15 protein-coding genes are annotated in these 16316 nt (G+C 52.7%); 5 read left to right on the top strand and 10 right to left on the bottom strand.

Going from position 1 to position 16316, the window contains the following annotated elements; translation table 11 throughout:
- Window positions 1-11 precede the first annotated feature (11 nt).
- Complete coding sequence (locus TK_RS11655; RefSeq protein ID WP_011249997.1) at window positions 12-3971, bottom strand: DUF4350 domain-containing protein; 3960 nt, start codon at window positions 3969-3971, stop codon at window positions 12-14.
- Between the two features lie 133 nt (window positions 3972-4104).
- Here TK_RS11655 and TK_RS05145 point away from each other — a divergent pair, with 133 nt between their 5' ends.
- A complete protein-coding gene (locus TK_RS05145) occupies window positions 4105-4620 on the top strand; it encodes a cob(I)yrinic acid a,c-diamide adenosyltransferase (RefSeq protein ID WP_011249996.1) in 516 nt (171 codons plus the stop codon).
- On the opposite strand, the gene TK_RS05140 is transcribed toward TK_RS05145, so the two are convergent.
- From TK_RS05140 to TK_RS05120, 5 genes are all read right to left on the bottom strand, one after another.
- Complete coding sequence (locus TK_RS05140; protein WP_011249995.1) at window positions 4613-5875, bottom strand: MFS transporter; 1263 nt, start codon at window positions 5873-5875, stop codon at window positions 4613-4615. The genes TK_RS05145 and TK_RS05140 overlap by 8 nt on opposite strands.
- Window positions 5876-5965: 90 nt before the next feature.
- Complete coding sequence (locus TK_RS05135) at window positions 5966-6625, bottom strand: DUF4097 family beta strand repeat-containing protein (RefSeq protein WP_232500623.1); 660 nt, start codon at window positions 6623-6625, stop codon at window positions 5966-5968.
- 169 nt (window positions 6626-6794) lie between these two features.
- Window positions 6795-8102 (bottom strand): hypothetical protein, encoded by a 1308-nt coding sequence (locus tag TK_RS05130; RefSeq protein WP_011249993.1) that lies wholly within the window; start codon window positions 8100-8102, stop codon window positions 6795-6797.
- Window positions 8102-8512 carry an ArsR/SmtB family transcription factor gene (locus tag TK_RS05125; protein WP_011249992.1) on the bottom strand — a complete coding sequence of 137 codons (411 nt, stop codon included), beginning with the start codon at window positions 8510-8512 and terminating at the stop codon, window positions 8102-8104. The genes TK_RS05130 and TK_RS05125 overlap by 1 nt, the downstream gene beginning before the upstream one ends.
- Before the next feature lie 217 nt (window positions 8513-8729).
- Window positions 8730-8909 carry a hypothetical protein gene (locus tag TK_RS05120; protein WP_011249991.1) on the bottom strand — a complete coding sequence of 60 codons (180 nt, stop codon included), beginning with the start codon at window positions 8907-8909 and terminating at the stop codon, window positions 8730-8732.
- A gap of 125 nt (window positions 8910-9034) precedes the next feature.
- Between TK_RS05120 and TK_RS05115 the strand changes: the two genes are divergently transcribed.
- Together TK_RS05115 and TK_RS05110 are read left to right on the top strand one after the other, a co-directional pair.
- The gene (locus TK_RS05115) at window positions 9035-10333 is read left to right on the top strand and encodes a 2,3-phosphoglycerate synthetase (protein ID WP_011249990.1); all 1299 of its coding nucleotides are present in this window, start codon (window positions 9035-9037) and stop codon (window positions 10331-10333) included.
- Entirely contained in the window at window positions 10330-11202 is an 873-nt protein-coding gene (locus TK_RS05110; RefSeq protein ID WP_011249989.1) for a 2-phosphoglycerate kinase, read from the top strand. The genes TK_RS05115 and TK_RS05110 overlap by 4 nt, the downstream gene beginning before the upstream one ends.
- Here the strand turns inward: TK_RS05110 and TK_RS05105 are convergent.
- From TK_RS05105 to TK_RS05095, 3 genes are read right to left on the bottom strand one after another with little or no spacing between them, the layout of a single operon-like run.
- Entirely contained in the window at window positions 11199-12701 is a 1503-nt protein-coding gene (locus TK_RS05105; protein ID WP_173254076.1) for a metallophosphoesterase family protein, read from the bottom strand. The two genes, TK_RS05110 and TK_RS05105, sit on opposite strands and share 4 nt — an antisense overlap.
- Window positions 12702-12706: 5 nt before the next feature.
- A complete protein-coding gene (locus tag TK_RS05100) occupies window positions 12707-13117 on the bottom strand; it encodes a CBS domain-containing protein (RefSeq protein WP_011249987.1) in 411 nt (136 codons plus the stop codon).
- Entirely contained in the window at window positions 13107-13922 is an 816-nt protein-coding gene (locus TK_RS05095; protein WP_232500622.1) for a class II glutamine amidotransferase, read from the bottom strand. The genes TK_RS05100 and TK_RS05095 overlap by 11 nt, the downstream gene beginning before the upstream one ends.
- A gap of 61 nt (window positions 13923-13983) precedes the next feature.
- Between TK_RS05095 and TK_RS05090 the strand changes: the two genes are divergently transcribed.
- The gene (locus TK_RS05090) at window positions 13984-14853 is read left to right on the top strand and encodes a type I restriction endonuclease (RefSeq protein ID WP_052273639.1); all 870 of its coding nucleotides are present in this window, start codon (window positions 13984-13986) and stop codon (window positions 14851-14853) included.
- A complete protein-coding gene (locus tag TK_RS05085) occupies window positions 14850-15248 on the top strand; it encodes a M67 family metallopeptidase (RefSeq protein ID WP_011249984.1) in 399 nt (132 codons plus the stop codon). The genes TK_RS05090 and TK_RS05085 overlap by 4 nt, the downstream gene beginning before the upstream one ends.
- Here TK_RS05085 and TK_RS05080 read toward each other — a convergent pair whose 3' ends face one another.
- A complete protein-coding gene (locus TK_RS05080) occupies window positions 15249-16241 on the bottom strand; it encodes an AIR synthase family protein (RefSeq protein ID WP_011249983.1) in 993 nt (330 codons plus the stop codon).
- Window positions 16242-16316: the final 75 nt, after the last annotated feature.

Genomic DNA, 16316 nt, shown 5'->3' with positions numbered 1-16316 from the left:
AAAGAAAAACCTCAAATCTCTCCAACGAGCCAGAGCAGAGCGCCCTTTATGAATGGCCAATTGCTGGCTATGTACTTGCCATAGTAGCTGTCACTGAAGGCCCTGCTCGAGCCATAGACGATGATCCTTCCCTTTCCGACCTCGACTGCCGCGGCGACGACGGGCTGGCTGCCCTTTTCGTTTACAACGTTTCCGTCGGCGTCAACGGCGTAGGAGGTTTCAAAGGCCTTGATGACCCATACGGCGTTTCCTTCTACTGTCAAAGTGTCGCCGTGATAGTAGGTCATCCATCCATCTGGGATGAACTTGGTTATAGGAGTGTTCCTGTTGTACGCTCCGACGTACGGATAGTATGGCTTTCCGCTGTTGTGGTCGTCGTCCATGAGCTCAGTCTTCTCGAGAGTGATGCCGTAGCCGCTCAGGAGCTCATTGAGGCTCGGGTTCACGTACTTGTACCAGTCTCCCGCTATTATCAGCCCCCCACCTTCTTCGACGTACTTCCTAAGGGCGGCGATTTCCTCGCTGGATAAGTCGATCTTTGGGTTCAGTATTATAACAACGTTGTAGTTCTTCAGCTTGTCGTACGTGATTGGCTCGTGGTTCATCTCAACGTTCCAGCCGAACTCCTTTGTGATCCTGCTGACCAGCCCGTTTATCCCTACCTTACTGCCATAGTACTGGTCGTGGGAAAGGTCTATCAGTACGGAGACGTTTCTTGGGATTATAACAACGCTCTGGTTGTTCTCAGCCGCAGTGAGGGCGTTTGAGAGTACTTTGTTCCAGTAGGCCAGCTCATCCATCAAGCTCTTGTACAGGACAAAAGCCTGCCTCGAAACCCTGAACGCCGTGATTATTCCGAGTCCTCCCTGGTTGGAGACTATATCGGTGATTTCCGGCAGCCGGGCAAAGCTCTCACGGTATCCCTGCATTCTGCTGTTTATCTCATCCACGGGTACGTTCTTCAGGTCAACTCCCCTAGCCTCTAGCTCGCTGGTGAGGTTCTGGAACTGGGCGTAGGCATCTTCGAGCTCTTCGTTGTGGTTTCTGAGGTAGTAGGTGTAGAACAGTGCCATTCTGTAGAAGACTTCCGATGCTAGAGTCTTTGTAACTGTGCTGGAGCTCTCGAAAACGACGGTGACGTCGGTTGGGTCCTTCTTAAGAACCACAACGACTGCATCTGAGGTGATGTAGTAGTATCCGAGCTCGTCGGTTGTGTCGTTTTCTTCGAGGGTGATGTTCTGGCTGCCCTTGGTGACGACTACATCCCTAACGGTGTCACCCATCCAGGGTACCAGGAGAACGGCCACGGAGGGGTCTTCCATAGCCAGATGAACTGTTACGTTTGTCTGGATGACGTGTCTCTCGACTTTGAGGTTCTGCTTGACGCGGTATTCTCCCGTTTTCGTTTCAACACCAGAGATCTTGGCCTTCCAGTAGGCCACCAGTGATGGGGTGTCTGGTTTGATGTTCTCGGTGTCAACTATGAGGTTCCCCGCGGTGACGTTGAAGGTGTAGTTCTTTCCGCCGACCTCAACGACGAAGAAGCTCTCGTTCTTCTCCACGGTAGCGTTTCCTACCACCGCAACCGTCGTGTTTCCGACTTCTTCGATATTCAGGGGTATCCTGTATGTAATCTTGAGGTGGGGCTTCAGGTCTTGGTTCTCCTTGGAGTAAATCCACGCGTAGTTGTCTATGCTCTCGTCCGTCAGTTTGAGGAGTAGGGCAACAGTTTTTCCAGTGTTGTTCCGGACGAACTCGGTTATGTTCCATGAAACCCATCCCTTTGAGAGTTCTCCATGGGCAAGGAGAGTATCTGGAATGGGCGGTTCGGAGGGCGTTTTGCTCTCGTTCCAATCCGTGGTTGTTTTGTAAACGCCGACGTCCATGGGTACATCCAAGTCCCCGATATAGGGCACGTAGACTTCAAATTCTGCTGAGATTATCTCGGTATCCCCTGAGAGCTCTGGGATCTCGAACTTGAAGTACGCTCTCTGTTTGGAGTATTTAGAGGAGTTTCCAATCGCGAGCTCTCTCTTCTCATTGTACGGGTGGTAATCTTTCCAGCTGAACTCTGTACCGTTGTAGTAGTAGCTGTAAGCGTCCTCAGTTGGGATGATCTCTTCCGTAGCCACGGGGGTGACATTGTACTGGGCGAAGATGGTCTTTGTGAGCTCTTTAACTGTCACGTTCTCTCCCAGGCTGTTCGTCATCTTCAGTACGGCGTGCATCTCGTAGGTGCCGTATCTCGGGGCGCTCCACGGGATAGCGACCTTAATCTCACCACCGGCGGGAACCTCCAGGCTGTCGTTCTGGTAGATGACGGTACCGTTCATGGTTACAGTGAAGGCGGCCTTTTTGGCGGTGGAGTAGTTGCTGGCTATCGTGAAGTTTAGGATCTGCGGCTCCTCCACCAGGACGACTTCCGGAACGCTGTACGAGGCTATGCCGAAACCAAAGGAAACTTCAACGGTCGTGTTCTTGGAGTCGAGCAACCTGCCTGAATCGTCGTACAGCTTCACCTCGATTGTGTACTTCCCTGGCTTGGCTGGGTTCCACTCGTAGCTCACGGTGCTGGTGTTCTGCGGGCCGAGGGTCAGTTGCCTGCTCACGGCCGTGCCGTCGGAGATCGTCAGGTTGAGGGTTACAGAAACGTCGTGGTCGTAGTTGTTCCTGACGGTTACGTTTATCATGCTCTCATCAACGTACTTCGGGTTCACGTTGAGATTCAGTATCTCTGGAACCGCGAGAGCCATGTCATCCGCGTCTCTCGGCTCTATCTTGAAGTCGCCATATGAATAGTACACAACTCCTACGATGTACCTGAAAACGTCCCCCACCTTCGGTAGGTCGTACTTGTATATCATGTCGTCTATTCTAACGGGCCCGCTTCCGTCGTCCGCTTCCCACTCTCCGTATCCCAAACTGGTGTTGGTCACGATGGCGTTTTCCACTCTCACCAGGACGCTCTCCCACCGCTCCTGGGAAACGTTGCCCGTTGGAAGGAGAACAGGGTCAGGAACTTCCGCGGTTCCGAGCTTGACAATGTCTTCCATACTGTTGACGTCAATCTCGGTGAGACCTTTATTATCATTCTTCGTCTTGTGCTCGTTTACTTTCCCTGTAACTTGAACGAGGTCGCCAATGGAAACATCAGGGGTAGATCCTGTATAAACGTAGATCCCACTCCAAGGGCCAGTACCGTTCTGTATGAAGAATCCTCTGCTGGTGACTGTTGTAACAACGCCCTCGGTCTGGACGGTTTGACCTACGTAGGCTGATGCGTCTCCATCGGTGGTGTTGCTCTGGATTTCTTGGATTGGGACAACGGGAATCTGAGGCGGCTCTGAAACTTCATAGACGATTTCGAGACATGGATGATTTCCGTGACTACTCTCTTTTGAGTTGAAGTATATGTAATCATTCACGTTTAAGTCGCTGAGATTTGAGTGGAGATAAAAGCTAACGACTTTGTCTTCTTCGAACTGAGATTTGACAAAGTCAGTGACATCCCAAGATACATTTGAATCAACGTTTCCATTTGGAAGCTCGACAATAGTCCAGTTTAGAACTCCTGTATAATCTGTGGGTTGATTGTTCCAGGTTAATGTGTCCTCGCTCCATGAGTCATCCAATACTCCGTAGACAGTGATGTTATGGGACCTAGAGCCAGAGTGGTAATAGGCGTGAAGGGTTAGAGTTGCCCGCACTATGATGGCGTTTTCGGGCAATGTCGAGAGATCAAACTTTAGGTATGCTCTCTCCTCGCTTCCGTAGTGTACACCTACTCGTAGGCGATAGTTTTTGGAATCAACGTAACCATCTTCGTCTATCCAAGTGTCCTCAGATGCATATATTTTCTCGGAGATAACTGCACTAGTCGTTTCCTGCACCGCCGTCACTGGTTTAATCGCCCACGCTGGGATTATACTCAAGAGCAACAGCACTATCAACACTAGCGCAGACCGTTTCATTGGTGGATCACCGAGTTAAAAACGGCAGGGGTGTATAAATAAGTTTTTCCTACCTTTCCAGTCAATTTTTGGAACAATTCGACAGGTAAATTCTAAAAGGCGTGGCAACGTATGATGATGCGGTGTTGAAAAAATGTCTATAACAACAAAAACCGGAGATAAGGGTTTGACGGGTCTCTTCACCGGCGACCGCGTGGCAAAGTTCTCGCCGATTATGGAAGCAAACGGGACGATAGACGAGCTGGACAGCTTTATCGGGGAAGCAAAGCACTACGTCCCTGAAGAGATGGCAGAAACCCTCGAAAGAATCCAGGTTCAGCTCTACGACCTTATGGCTGAGCTCGCCAGCAAGGGCAAGTACTCGAAGGTCAGCGAGGAAGATGTTAAGTGGCTCGAGGGGTTCATCCATAAATACGAGGAAGAAGTCCAGCTCAAGTCCTTCGTCCTGCCTGGCTCTACAATAGCCAGCGCCAAGCTCGACGTCTGCAGGGCGATAGCGAGGAGGGCCGAGAGAAGAGTGGCGAAGCTTGTTCTCGACTACGGCTTCGGCCAGAACGCACTCGTCTACCTCAACAGGCTCAGTGACCTTCTCTTCATAATGGCTAGGGCCATAGAGAAAAGGGAAGGAAAACTAAAAGAGGTCAAGTAATCCCTTGGCTTCTATTCGTCTCCTTTCCGTCTCCAGCTCCCACGTCGGCCAGCAAGACGTCCCTGTGCCTCGCCCAGAAATAGGCAACTACAATCCCCATCCCGGTCCAGAGGCCGAGGGCAACTTTCCAGGCCGGAAACCTGTCGAGGAGTGGCCCAACTCCCATCAGGCCGAGGGGGCCGGAAGCGTGCATCATAACCGCCATGGCCGAGAACACCCTCCCCCTGAGCTCGCTCGGGACGGCGCGCTGTATCTTAGCGTTTAGCGGGACGTTGAAAAAGGCCTCTATTGCCCCCCAGAGGACGTTTATCGTTGCCAGGAAGAGAAACGCCCCCGCCTTGTTTAGGGAGGATAGCGGACTTATTGCCCACGTGAAGAGGAGTATCATGACTCCATCCAGGAGGAGGGCGTGGAAGAGGTATCTCCCGGCTTTTCTGCCGAATTTTATACCAACCAGCATGTTCCCGGCGAGGGCGCCGAGCATGAAAGCACTTTCCAGGAGGCCAAACTGGTAGCTTGAGAACTTCAGAACCTCCCTGAAGGAGTAGGGCATGAGAACGGCCCCAAAGGGCTGTCCAAAGGCTATCATGAACAGGGCAAAGAACATGAGAGTTCTCAGATACCTGTTCGAGAGCAGGTAGGAGATTCCCTCCTTCAGATCCTCAACTACCTGGGAGAAACTCTCAAGTTCCCTCGTTTTCCACTCGTACTTTATGAGGATTTCAAACAGACCCGAGCCGAAGAAGCTGACCGCGTTGATGAGAATGGCCAGTCTAATTCCACCTATTGCATAGATGAAGCCGCCGAGGGCGGGGCCAATTAGCCTTGCCAAAATGTTCATCGATGCAGTTATCGAGTTTGCTCTCTCAAGCTCGTCAGGCTCTACCAAGTCGGGAAACATCGCACTCGTTGCCGAGCCAAAGAACGTGCCCATGACGGCCATTATGACCTGAACGACTATCAACTGGTGCAGTTCCAGCAGGTTGAATGCCAGAACGCCGAAGAGGAGAATTCCCCTCGCGATATCGAACCAGACCATCAACTTCTTTCGGTTGTAGCGGTCGCCCACAACCCCCGCAAAGGGCATGACTATCAGAGCGGGAATCATCTCAGCTAAGATGAACGCCGTCATCATGCTCCCGCTGTGGGTCTTGTCTAGCACGTAGAGCGGCAAAGCTACATCCTGCACCGCCCAGCCGAGCTGGGAAACAAAGCGTCCCACCGCGAAGAGCCAGAAGTCCCTGTTAAATCTCATGGTCTCTCCTCCCTCTCTCCGACTTATCCAGCATCTCTTGCCTGCTCACTTCCCTTCTACCTTCCGCGCAGAGGTGAGCAAAAAAGAAACCTAAATCCTCCTCACAACAATGTTCCCGTTTACCGTGCTGACCTTCACCTCGAACTCGCCCGTGCCGATGACCGGGTTCTCCGGGTCAATTCCCTCGAAGGTTATAGCTCCGTTCACGCGGCTCGCCTTTACCCTCGCGTCACAGAAGTCCGAGAGGGCAAGAGCAATGCTCCCGTTTACATTGCTTATTTTCGCGTCTCCCTCAAGTTCCTCTATCTCAAGCTCGATCGGGCCGTTGACGCTGCTCGCTTTCAGAGATTTTGCGAGCGCTAAGTAGGCTCTCACCCTCCCGTTCACGTTGCTTATTTCCCCCGCCTCACAGTTTTCAAGCTCTATCCTGCCGTTCACCGTGGAGACCTTCTCGAAGGAGACGTTCCTTGCCATTATCTCGCCGTTCACGGTGGAGGCCCTAACGGTGGCTTTCCTCGGCACCTTTACGGTAATCTCGGCCCAGCCGCTCTTTCCGAGAAGGTTGAAGAACCTCTTCTTTGGCTCTTCCCTGATGATGAGCTTCTCTCCCCTCTGCTCGACTTCCACCTCGGCTTCGCCGTGTAGGGTGTAGCTTACCTCTGCGTGGTCGTTCTCCCAGCCCTCGATCTCCGCCTTTCCGTTCACGGCGGATATCTCAACCATCTTCACGTTTTCAAAGATCATGGCCATCACCTTCACACATTCTTATCCTAACAACTCCTCCCTTTTGGGCCACAAGCCTTAAGGAGTGCTTTCCGCCCTCGAACTCACAGCCACCCCTCCGAAACAAAGTCAAAGAGGGGCCTCTCGCCCCCCGTGTATTCTTCTTCCCTTCTCTCCGGGCCAGGTTCCAAGCCCATCACCCCAGATACCTCATGAGCTCGTCTATGAGCTCCTTAACGCGCGCGTTGAGTTTGGCCCTGTCTATGCCGAGGCCCTCCACCATCTCAACGCCCTGCTCCTCCACTATCTCCTTCGCCTTCCTCAGGACGAGGTTGCAGGCCTCTCTGCTCTCAATTGTGTGGGTCTTGCCCCCAACGCGGATTCTCACCGTCCCGTCGCGGGCCGAGATTACAACGTCCTCAATCCTCAGCTTGGCCCTTCCCCTTCCCACCGTTACGGAGATATCGCCCGAGCGGAGGGAAACGGTCTCGCCGAGGCTCAGCACTTCATCGCCGCTCCTGTAGGTCACCCTGTCACCTGAAACCTCTATCGTGTACTCCTCAGTCTGGATGGTTAGTCTTTCACCAACTCTGGTGAGCTGGAAGCCGTTGGTGAGCTCCCTGATGGTGAGCATCTCTCCCCTGGGCTTCCAAACACGGCCGTCGCGCAACCTCATGGGGCCTATTTTCACTTCCTCCCCCGCTGGAGTGCTGATGACTTCCACAAAGGGCACCTTCACGTACTCGAAGCCGTTGCCCTCGTAGACCTTCACCACTCCGAGGTCAACGACGCTCGCCTTGTTCTTGTCGCGGTAGAGCCCCTCCGGGTTGATGAGCTCGTTCGCCCTCTTGACGAAGCCAGGATCAGGGGAAGTCTTCTTTACGGCAATCTTTTCCGAAGTCCATACCGCAACGGGAGAGAGGAGCTTTCTTGTGACCTTTCCTATTGGGGTTTCCGCTTCCACCGTTAGGTCTCCGTCAATGACCCAACCCACAAGTTTTCTCCCGAACTTCACGGGATAGGCCTTGCCGCTTCCATTGAGCTTGACCTCTCCGAAGGAAGCTCCGTTGAACTCGTAGGCCTTCTTCTCAACCTTCCAATCAATCCTTCTCTCGTCGAACTTGGATAAGAGGAGACCCGCTATTGTGAGAACGACCGCGTAGGCAAACATCGTGCCCGCTGTTATCGTGGCGTTCTCGCCAGTAAACGTCTCCGAAAGTCCGAGCCACTTCCCGAAGAACAGGAAGACGCTCGTCCAGAAAGCACCCTTGGCCAGCGCAAAGACAATTCCGCTTATCGTTACCCCGAACCACTTGCCGACGCTCAGGAGCTCAAAGGCGAAGATGAGCGCGATTATCGCGTACACCATGTAGTCGTTGTAGGCCTCAAGCTTCAGCGGCCCCTTGAAGAGCCAGACGATTATCAGGAGCGCTGCGAGGGCCTTCATGTATTCTGCGATCCTAAACCTTAAGCTTCTCTCTTCACCAAAGCCAAATCCGTACATCATTCCTCCACCTCGTCAAGTACCGTGATGATCTCAAGCAGGCGCAAAAACAAACGCCCGTTAGACGAAAGCTCGTACTTCTCCCCCTTCTTCACCATTCCAGTCTTCACGAGGAGCTTGAGGTGGTGAGAAACGGTTGGACTCTCGACTCCCAGGGTCTCCTTGATCTCCTTGAAGCCCATTGGCCCCTCCGCCAGCATTTTTAGTATCCTTATCCTGTCGGGGTTAGCGAGGGCCTTGAGGGTTTTCGCGGCCTTTTCCTCGTCTATCCCAGGTAGGGCCCCTCCCTCAAGTCGTTTTTTGAGGCGAGCCTTTATAGAGAGCATTAGCTCGTCAACGGGATCAATGCTCTCCTCAAGCACCTCCAGCCTTTTTTTCAGCTCTTCCAGCTGGGTTCTCAAATCGTCCATGCTACCACCGGGTACAGAGTTTTGTAGTACAATTTTCTGTACCCAACTAGTGTGATGAGTATATAAAAATTTATCGGTTTAGGCCAGCGATTTTATCGTGAGAAAATAGTGAGATGCACACGGGCACTTATCAAAATCCAAGCTGATGACAACAGAATCATTCAAGGCTTTCAAAAGCTAAAATCGGGTAAGGAAAAACTGAAAGATGGCAGAAAATTCAAACGTGCCTGGCGTAGAGGGTCTTCCTACCCTCGGCCTGGGCCCTCTTGATGGCCTTCTCGACGAGGGCCTTGACCTCAGCCTCGAGGGCGTCGTAGAACTCCGGGCTGACCCTCATCTCGGGGTCGACGCTCTTAACGAACTCCTTGACCTTGGACTTAACAAGCATCTCAGCCATGGCTAACACCTCCTTATTGGCCTTTGAGGCCGATAACTGTGCACCTTTGACCTTTATAACTCTTCCTCTTCTGAGCCCCCAGAAAAGATTAAATCAGATTAGGGAGTACTTATCCCGGTGAGCGGATGAGGGTTGTGCTCATAGACGGCGAACACTACCCGGATGTTACCAAATGGGCAATTCATAAGCTCGGGGATGTCTGCTGTGCGGTTTTCTTAGGGGGAACTGAGAAGATAGGGAGTTTAAAGGCCCTTGAGGATAAGATTGGCGTTCCCCTCTATCATTCCCCCAACTATCTCGATGCGCTAAAGAGGGCAGTCCTTGAAAACGACGTCGAAGAGGTCGTTGACTTAAGCGACGAACCCGTCCTAACGTACGAAGACCGGTTTAGGATAGCCTCCCTCTGCATGCTCCTGGGAGTTACCTACAGGGGAGCCGATTTTACGTTCACTCCAAAGCCGCTAAAGAAGACCAAAAAGCCGAGCATATCAATCATCGGTACTGGAAAGAGGGTTGGGAAAACAGCAGTCAGCGGTTTTGTGGCGAGAACCCTTAAGGAGGTTGCACGCCCGGTGGTCGTGACAATGGGCAGAGGTGGGCCTGAAGAGCCTGAACTCATAGAGGGCGAGAAAATTGAGCTAACACCTCAGTTCCTTCTCAAGGTGGCCAAAGAGGGTAAGCACGCTGCCTCGGATCACTTTGAGGACGCCCTGACTTCAAGGGTGACGACCATCGGTTGCCGAAGATGTGGCGGTGGAATGGCGGGCTTTCCCTTTTTTGACGTTGTGGACAAAGGTGTTGAGCTCGCTGAGAGCCTTCCCCATGACCTAATAATCCTCGAGGGAAGCGGGGCAACGTTTCCAGCTTATAGAACTGATGCATACATCCTCATCATCGGCGGAAGGCAGAAAACGGATTTCCTGCGGGGCTACTTCGGCCCCTTCAGGATAGCCCTGGCAGACCTGATAATCGTCACAATGTCGGACGAGATAAACCCTGAGAAGAGAGCCGAAATCAGAAAAATCGTGGAGGAAATAAACCCGAAAGCCGACCTTCACTTCACGGCGTTCCGCCCGAGGCCCCTGGGCAACATCTCAGGCAAAAAACTCGGCCTCGTAATGACATCTCAGAGCGCTCTACCCAAGGCCAAGGAGCACCTTGAGGGGCTTGGAGCAGAGGTCGTTGCAACTTCAGGGAACCTTTCGAACAGGCCGAAGCTGAGAGAAGACCTGGAGAAGTTTAGAGGTATCGATGCCGTGGCGGTGGAGCTTAAGGCGGCGGCCGTTGATGTGGTTACAAAGTGGGCGCTGGAGAGGGGCATCGAGGTTATATATCTTGACAACGAACCAGTAAATATAGACGGCAAAGACCTGAGAAAATCAGTTCTAGAGCTTGGAAAAAGAGTTCTGGGGAGGAGAGCATGATCATAGTGACCGACAGCGAGAGGAAGATAAGGCTCCCGTTTTCAAGGGGAATACTCACCCGCTCCATAACACTCGCTGGGATAGACGTGGGCATAGCCTACGCCATCGCGACTGAAGTCCAGAAAGAGCTCGAATGGAAGGGGAAGAAGTCGGTAACAACCGAGGAAATAAGGGAGCTAACGTACCAGAAGCTCCTAGAAAAAGGACTTAGGGAAGAAGCAAAGAGATACCTATTCTGGCGCGAGCTGAGGAGGAGAAAGGTCAGGCTAACCGTCCTCCTAGGCGGAGCGACTGGAGTTGGAAAGTCCACGATAGCGACCGAGCTGGCCTTCAGGCTTGGAATACGGAGCATAATCGGAACCGATACGATAAGAGAGGTTATGAGAAAGATAATAGCCAAGGAACTTCTCCCCGACATCCACGTCTCTTCATTCCTTGCAGAGAGGGTAGTAAAAGCCCCCAAGAACTCTGACCCGCTCATCTATGGCTTTGAGACCCAGGTTAAGCACGTTTCAGTTGGAATAAAGGCCGTCCTTGAGAGGGCTAGAAGAGAGGGCTTAAACACCCTGATAGAGGGCATCCATGTAGTCCCAGGTTTCGTCGAGCCGAGAGAAGACGAGTTCATGTACGTAATCGCGGTGCCCAAGAAAGACTACCTCATAGCCCACTTCTACGAGCGTGCCCGATACTCCCAGAGGGATGCAGAGAAGTACGTTAAACACGTGGACAGGATAATGCGCATCCAGGATTACCTTGTTGAGCGGGCAAGGGAACATGGAATCCCTGTTATTGAGAACGTGGAACTGGAAAGCACCGTTTCCACGATTCTTGCGGACATGATGAAAAAGCTGGAAGAGATGGGAGTTTAGTGCTTCTTCCTCTTCCATATCCCAAGCAGCTTCCTGCTGCCCCAGGTGGACTGAACCTCCCAGACGACCACCATATCAGTGTAGATGTCCACGAGGTTAAAGCTGTTTCCAAACGGGTTCCTGTGGAGCTCCCAGCTGACTGAACCGGCATTGACTATTGGAGTGTTCTCTATCTTCACCCCGAAGGCGTTTCCGCCGTGGCCCGTAAGAACCAGCTCCGTTCCCTCATCGGTCAGAACCTTCAAAACGTCCCCAGCATCCTCCAGGAAGCCTATCTCCCTGCTCTTCGGTACTGGAATGACATTGTGGTGCATGACCACTATTCTGAACTTGCCTTCGTATTCTCTGAGCGTGTTCCTGAGCTTCTTCTGGCCCATCCTTCCGACGACACCTATCGGTGTCTCATACTGCGCGCTGAGGACGGGAATTATGACGATGTCCCCAAGTTCAAGGACTTCTGGCTCCCCAAAGTACTCCTGGAAGAGCTCGTGTCCTAGGTAAGTTATGTCGTTGTGGCCTGGAACGAGGATTTTCTGCGGCTTAACGAGCTTGTAGTACTCGTAGGCCCTCTCATAGTACCTTTCAATCCCCGCATCCACCATGTCGCCGTTGTGCACCACCAGGTCAGGCCTGAGCCTCTCGTTGATCATCCTGACGACGTTCTCAAGGGTCTTTCTCCTGAAGTAAACCCTGTCGGAGACGTTGCTCTCGCTCATCTGGACTATCCTGAAGAGCCTCCTTCCCGAGGGCACGAATATCTTGGGCTTCACGGGCTTGTGCTCCTTTGTGATCTCATCCCCCGTGACGCGCCTTATGGTCACCCTGACCCTGCCGTCGTCGTAGAGCTCTATTATGTTGTAGCTGTTTACATCACCCTTCCTGGTCTTTTTGCATGAGGTACATCCCGCGTTGTCTATTATGAGGTCTTCAACGCGGTAGACGTTTGGCACGTGCTTGTGGCCGCAGGTGTATAGTGTAACCCCGTGCCTTAAGAGGAGGTCTAAAACATCTCCCGCGTTGAACAGGACGTTTCTCTCCCTTCCAGTGTCGGGAAGCGGGACGAGGTGGTGGTGGGCAGCGACGATCTTGAACCTCCTGTCGGAATACTCCTCAAGTCTCTCCTTAAGCCAGCGGAACTTGTGGCCGCCTATCCTTCCATCGCTCAGATCTGGAATAGTCGAGTCCACCCAGATAACGACGCCGTCCCTGAACTCATAGACGCCGTTGAGAGGTCCTATGAAGTCCTCAAAGAGCTTGTAACCGACGTTCCTAACGTCGTGGTTGCCCGGCAGAACAACGAGCGGCTTTTGGATTTTCTTGAGCTGATAAGCCGCCTGCTCGTACTCCTCGCGGAGGCCCTGGTTGGTGATGTCCCCTGTGTGGATGACGAAGTCGAAGTTGCCCCTGTTTATCTCCTCGACGATGAGATCGAAGGCGTAGCCCTTGAATGCTCCCTCGTTGGTGATGTGGGTGTCGCTTATGTGGGCTATCCGTATCATACCCATCACTCCGCGGCTATGGCCGTTTCAAGCCTTCTCCTGCTCGCCTCAAGGAGGTCGCTTATCGAGAATATGCCCACTATTTTTCCTTCCTCCTCCACGAGGACGTGCTTGATGCCCTTCTTTGAGAGCAGATCGAGGACTTCCCCCAGCGGGGCCGTTGAGGGCACGGTTACGAGGTCTTTCGTCATTATCTCCTTCACGGGAGTGGTGTTTGGCAGGCCGGGAATGACCATCCGCCTTATGATGTCTCCCTTTGTCAGGAAGCCCACGACGTCGCCGTTTTCATCAACGACCACGAGGGAGCCTATGTCGAACTCGACCATTACCTCCCCTGCCCTCTTCACCGTGTCGTCGGGCTTCACTCCAATCAGCTTTTTAGTCATATACACCCGTATGGGCGCCCTAAGGTCCACAGGCATCACCCAGGGAGAAGCGTTCGATTTTATCCCCGCTTATTGAAATCGCAGTCCCGTTGTTGAGAGTTCTCCACCGGGCTTCGTGGTACAGCTCCAGCGTGGACGAAGCCACTGCGTACAGGTCATTGGCTTTGAGCTCTATGAGCCTGGCATAGTTCCAGTCATCGAGGCTGTTTGTATACTTGTTCACCATGTAGGCAGTTATAAACGCGCTCCAGCTTCCATCGGGCAGTAAAAACAGTGTTCCCGTGTTCAGCGTGGTTCTGGTAGTTTCCAGCCCAAGCACGAACCTCCTGGAAATCTCTTCGGGTGTGATATTGTCTATGGTTTTGGAGAGATACGCCGCGAATACGTAGCTGTCAGAGGCATTGACTAGCTCTTCTCCCTTAAACCCCGCTTTCCAGATGAGCGCTTCTTTGTCCAGATCGCCGTTGTGCATGAACCAGAAGGAGAAACCGTGTCTTGTGGAGAACTGGAACGGCTGAACGTTGAAGAGGGTCTTTCCACCCTGCGAAGCGGCCCGGGCGTGTGCCATCAGCACGACTTGGGAATCCTCTTCCGTGAGGGAATTAAGCAGGTTCTCAGCATTGGGATCGTTGAATATTGGTAAAACCGATCTGTAGTGGGTAACGTTTTCTTCCCTCAGAAGGACGTACCCCCAGCCGTCGGGGTGCTGGGTCTTCTTGTTCCTCTTCTCCCGGTACGGGTCGTTTTGTGCGGATTTTATCAGGGCATCAAAAAGGGGTGCAACTTCCTGTCCAATACCGCGGGCAAAGAGTATCCTGCACATATTCTCACTCACCGTATATTTTACGGCATTAGACCACAAAAGCTTTTAGGTCATGAAACGAGCCTGGGCTATGATGCTAGGGCTTGAGAGTGCAGTGCTTACTGTAATGTCCCGCATTGGCAAACACCGCTCCCTCTATGAGAAAAATGAGGAGGCCGTCAAACAGCACCTCATCGGGGAGATAATGACGGCCCTCGGCTGGGAGTGGAACAACCCTGAGGAAGTTCGACCGGAAGAGAGAACCGAGGACGGGAGAGCGGATTATGCGCTCTTTCTGAACGGTGAGACGGTTGCGTTCCTTGAGGCTAAAAACCTCGGCGTTAACATTCTGAAGCGGGACGAACCACTGAGACAGCTTGCAAGGTATTGCTTCAGCAGGGGCGTTAAATACGGAATACTGAGCAACGGAGCAGTCTGGATAGCCCTGAAGGCCTTCGCCGAGGGGACTTCGCTGAAAGACAGGGTTCTCTTCGTCGTGAACCTTGAGGAGGAACCCCTGGAGAGGGCCGTTCTCAAGCTCTCCATGCTCTCAAAGGAGAATCTGCCAAAGGTTGAGAAGCTGGCGACCCTCTTGAAAGCCCTGGAAGCAGCGTACAGCACGCTTGTCTCCGAGGGTTTTTCGGGAGATTCCCTCCTCCACTACCTGCAGGCGAGGGGGCCAGCTTTATTGCCTGTTTCAGCCTTAAGCGGCGGGGAAGTTGTGAAGGCCCTTTACATTTATGAAAACGGATGGAAGCCCGTCCCTCTTGGGGATAGAACGCTTAAAGGCATCCTTCTGGCTGTTTTAGACTACCTTGAGGCCCGCTCAGAGGGGAGAAAGGCCGAAGAAATCAAAAAGGTGAAAAAGTTCCTGAGCAGTACAGAGATTCCCGAAGAAAAGATACTCACAATTCTCAGGGGGATCGAAGAGGACGAAGGCCTCAAGCTGGCGGTGGAGTTATGAAGCTCTTTATGACTCGAAAGGACGTCCAGAGGATCATTGAACTTGCCAAGAAAAGCCCCATAGAAGTTTGCGGATTCCTCCTTGGCAGAAAAGCAGGGAATGTCCTAATCGTGGAAGAAGCTAGGAAGACCCGAAACAGGCTCAACTCACCGGTGGAATTTGAGATAGATCCCCTTGAAATTGCAGAGGTTCTGGACGAGGCTGAAAAGAAGGGGCTTGAAATCGTTGGAGTATTTCACTCCCACCTTAAGTGCCCGCCAATCCCTTCAGAAAAAGACCTCAGGGGCATGAACCTGTGGCGAAACGTCTGGCTCATAGTGACTCCTTCAGGAGAGTTTCGTGCCTGGACACTTGAAAACGGGGAAGTAAAAGAGGTTGAAGTTGAGATAAGATAGCTACTCATCAAAGATTCTCCAAAGTTCGTCTGTTTCTGGCCTCTGGAAGGGCCTTTCTTCCCCGTTTACGACTGCGACCCTTTTCTCCTCCGCTAGGAACTCACCGATGATGGCCGCGTTTATCCCCCTCGAAAGGAGTATCTCAACGAGGGCCTTTGCACGGTCCCTGCTCACCGCTATAAGGAGGGAACCAGAACCGACGAGAGCTAGTGGGTTCAGGCTGTAGTACCTGCAGATAGCCTTCGTCTCATCCCGTATAGGAATTTTGTCGGGAAAAACTCTGAAGCCCAAACCGGCTGAATCCGCCATCTCGTAGAGGCCGTTGGCTATTCCTCCCTCCGTTGGGTCGTGCATGGCGTTGACACCAAAGTCCGCCGCCAGGATCGCCTCAGGAACGACGCTGATGTAGTCTATAAGCGAGGCTGCCCTCTCAACTAGGTCCTTCCCGAATACCCCGATTAGCTCTTCCCTCTTCTCGCGGGCTATTATTGAAGTCCCCTCCAGCCCGGCCCACTTCGTCATGACTATCGCGTCACCGGGCTTTGCCCCATCGGGCCTGACAAGCTTTTCCCTCTCAACTTCACCAAGCATTGTTCCAATGACTATTGGCCTATCCAGACCAGGGGTTACTTCGGTGTGGCCCCCGATAATCGCTACACCGAGCTTCTTTGCCTCTCTGTCAATCTCGTCCATTATCCTCTCCGGGAGTCTCTCGTCAGACCCTTCGGGCAGGAGTATCGTGATTAAAAACCACTTTGGCCTCGCTCCCGCAACGGCGACGTCATTGGCGTTGACATGAACCGCGTAGAAGCCGATGTCCTCGACCGCCCCAGTTATCGGATCGGTTGAGGCAACTAAGGCTTTCTCGCCGAAGTCAACGGCTCCAAAATCTATTCCTTTACCCGGGCCGAGCAGAACCCGGGGGTCGCTCGCGCCAAGTTTGGTAAAAAGCCTCTCAAGGGCCTCGGGAGGTAGTTTTCCTGGTGGAAGCATTTTTCATCCCCTTCTGGAGAATGTCTGGGGGAATTTATAGGTTTCGCAAGATGGAGATAATAAAAGGCAGAAAAA

The sequence above is a fragment of the Thermococcus kodakarensis KOD1 genome, from assembly GCF_000009965.1.
GTDB lineage: Archaea > Methanobacteriota_B > Thermococci > Thermococcales > Thermococcaceae > Thermococcus > Thermococcus kodakarensis.
This window is presented reverse-complemented; position numbering and strand designations above follow the sequence as displayed.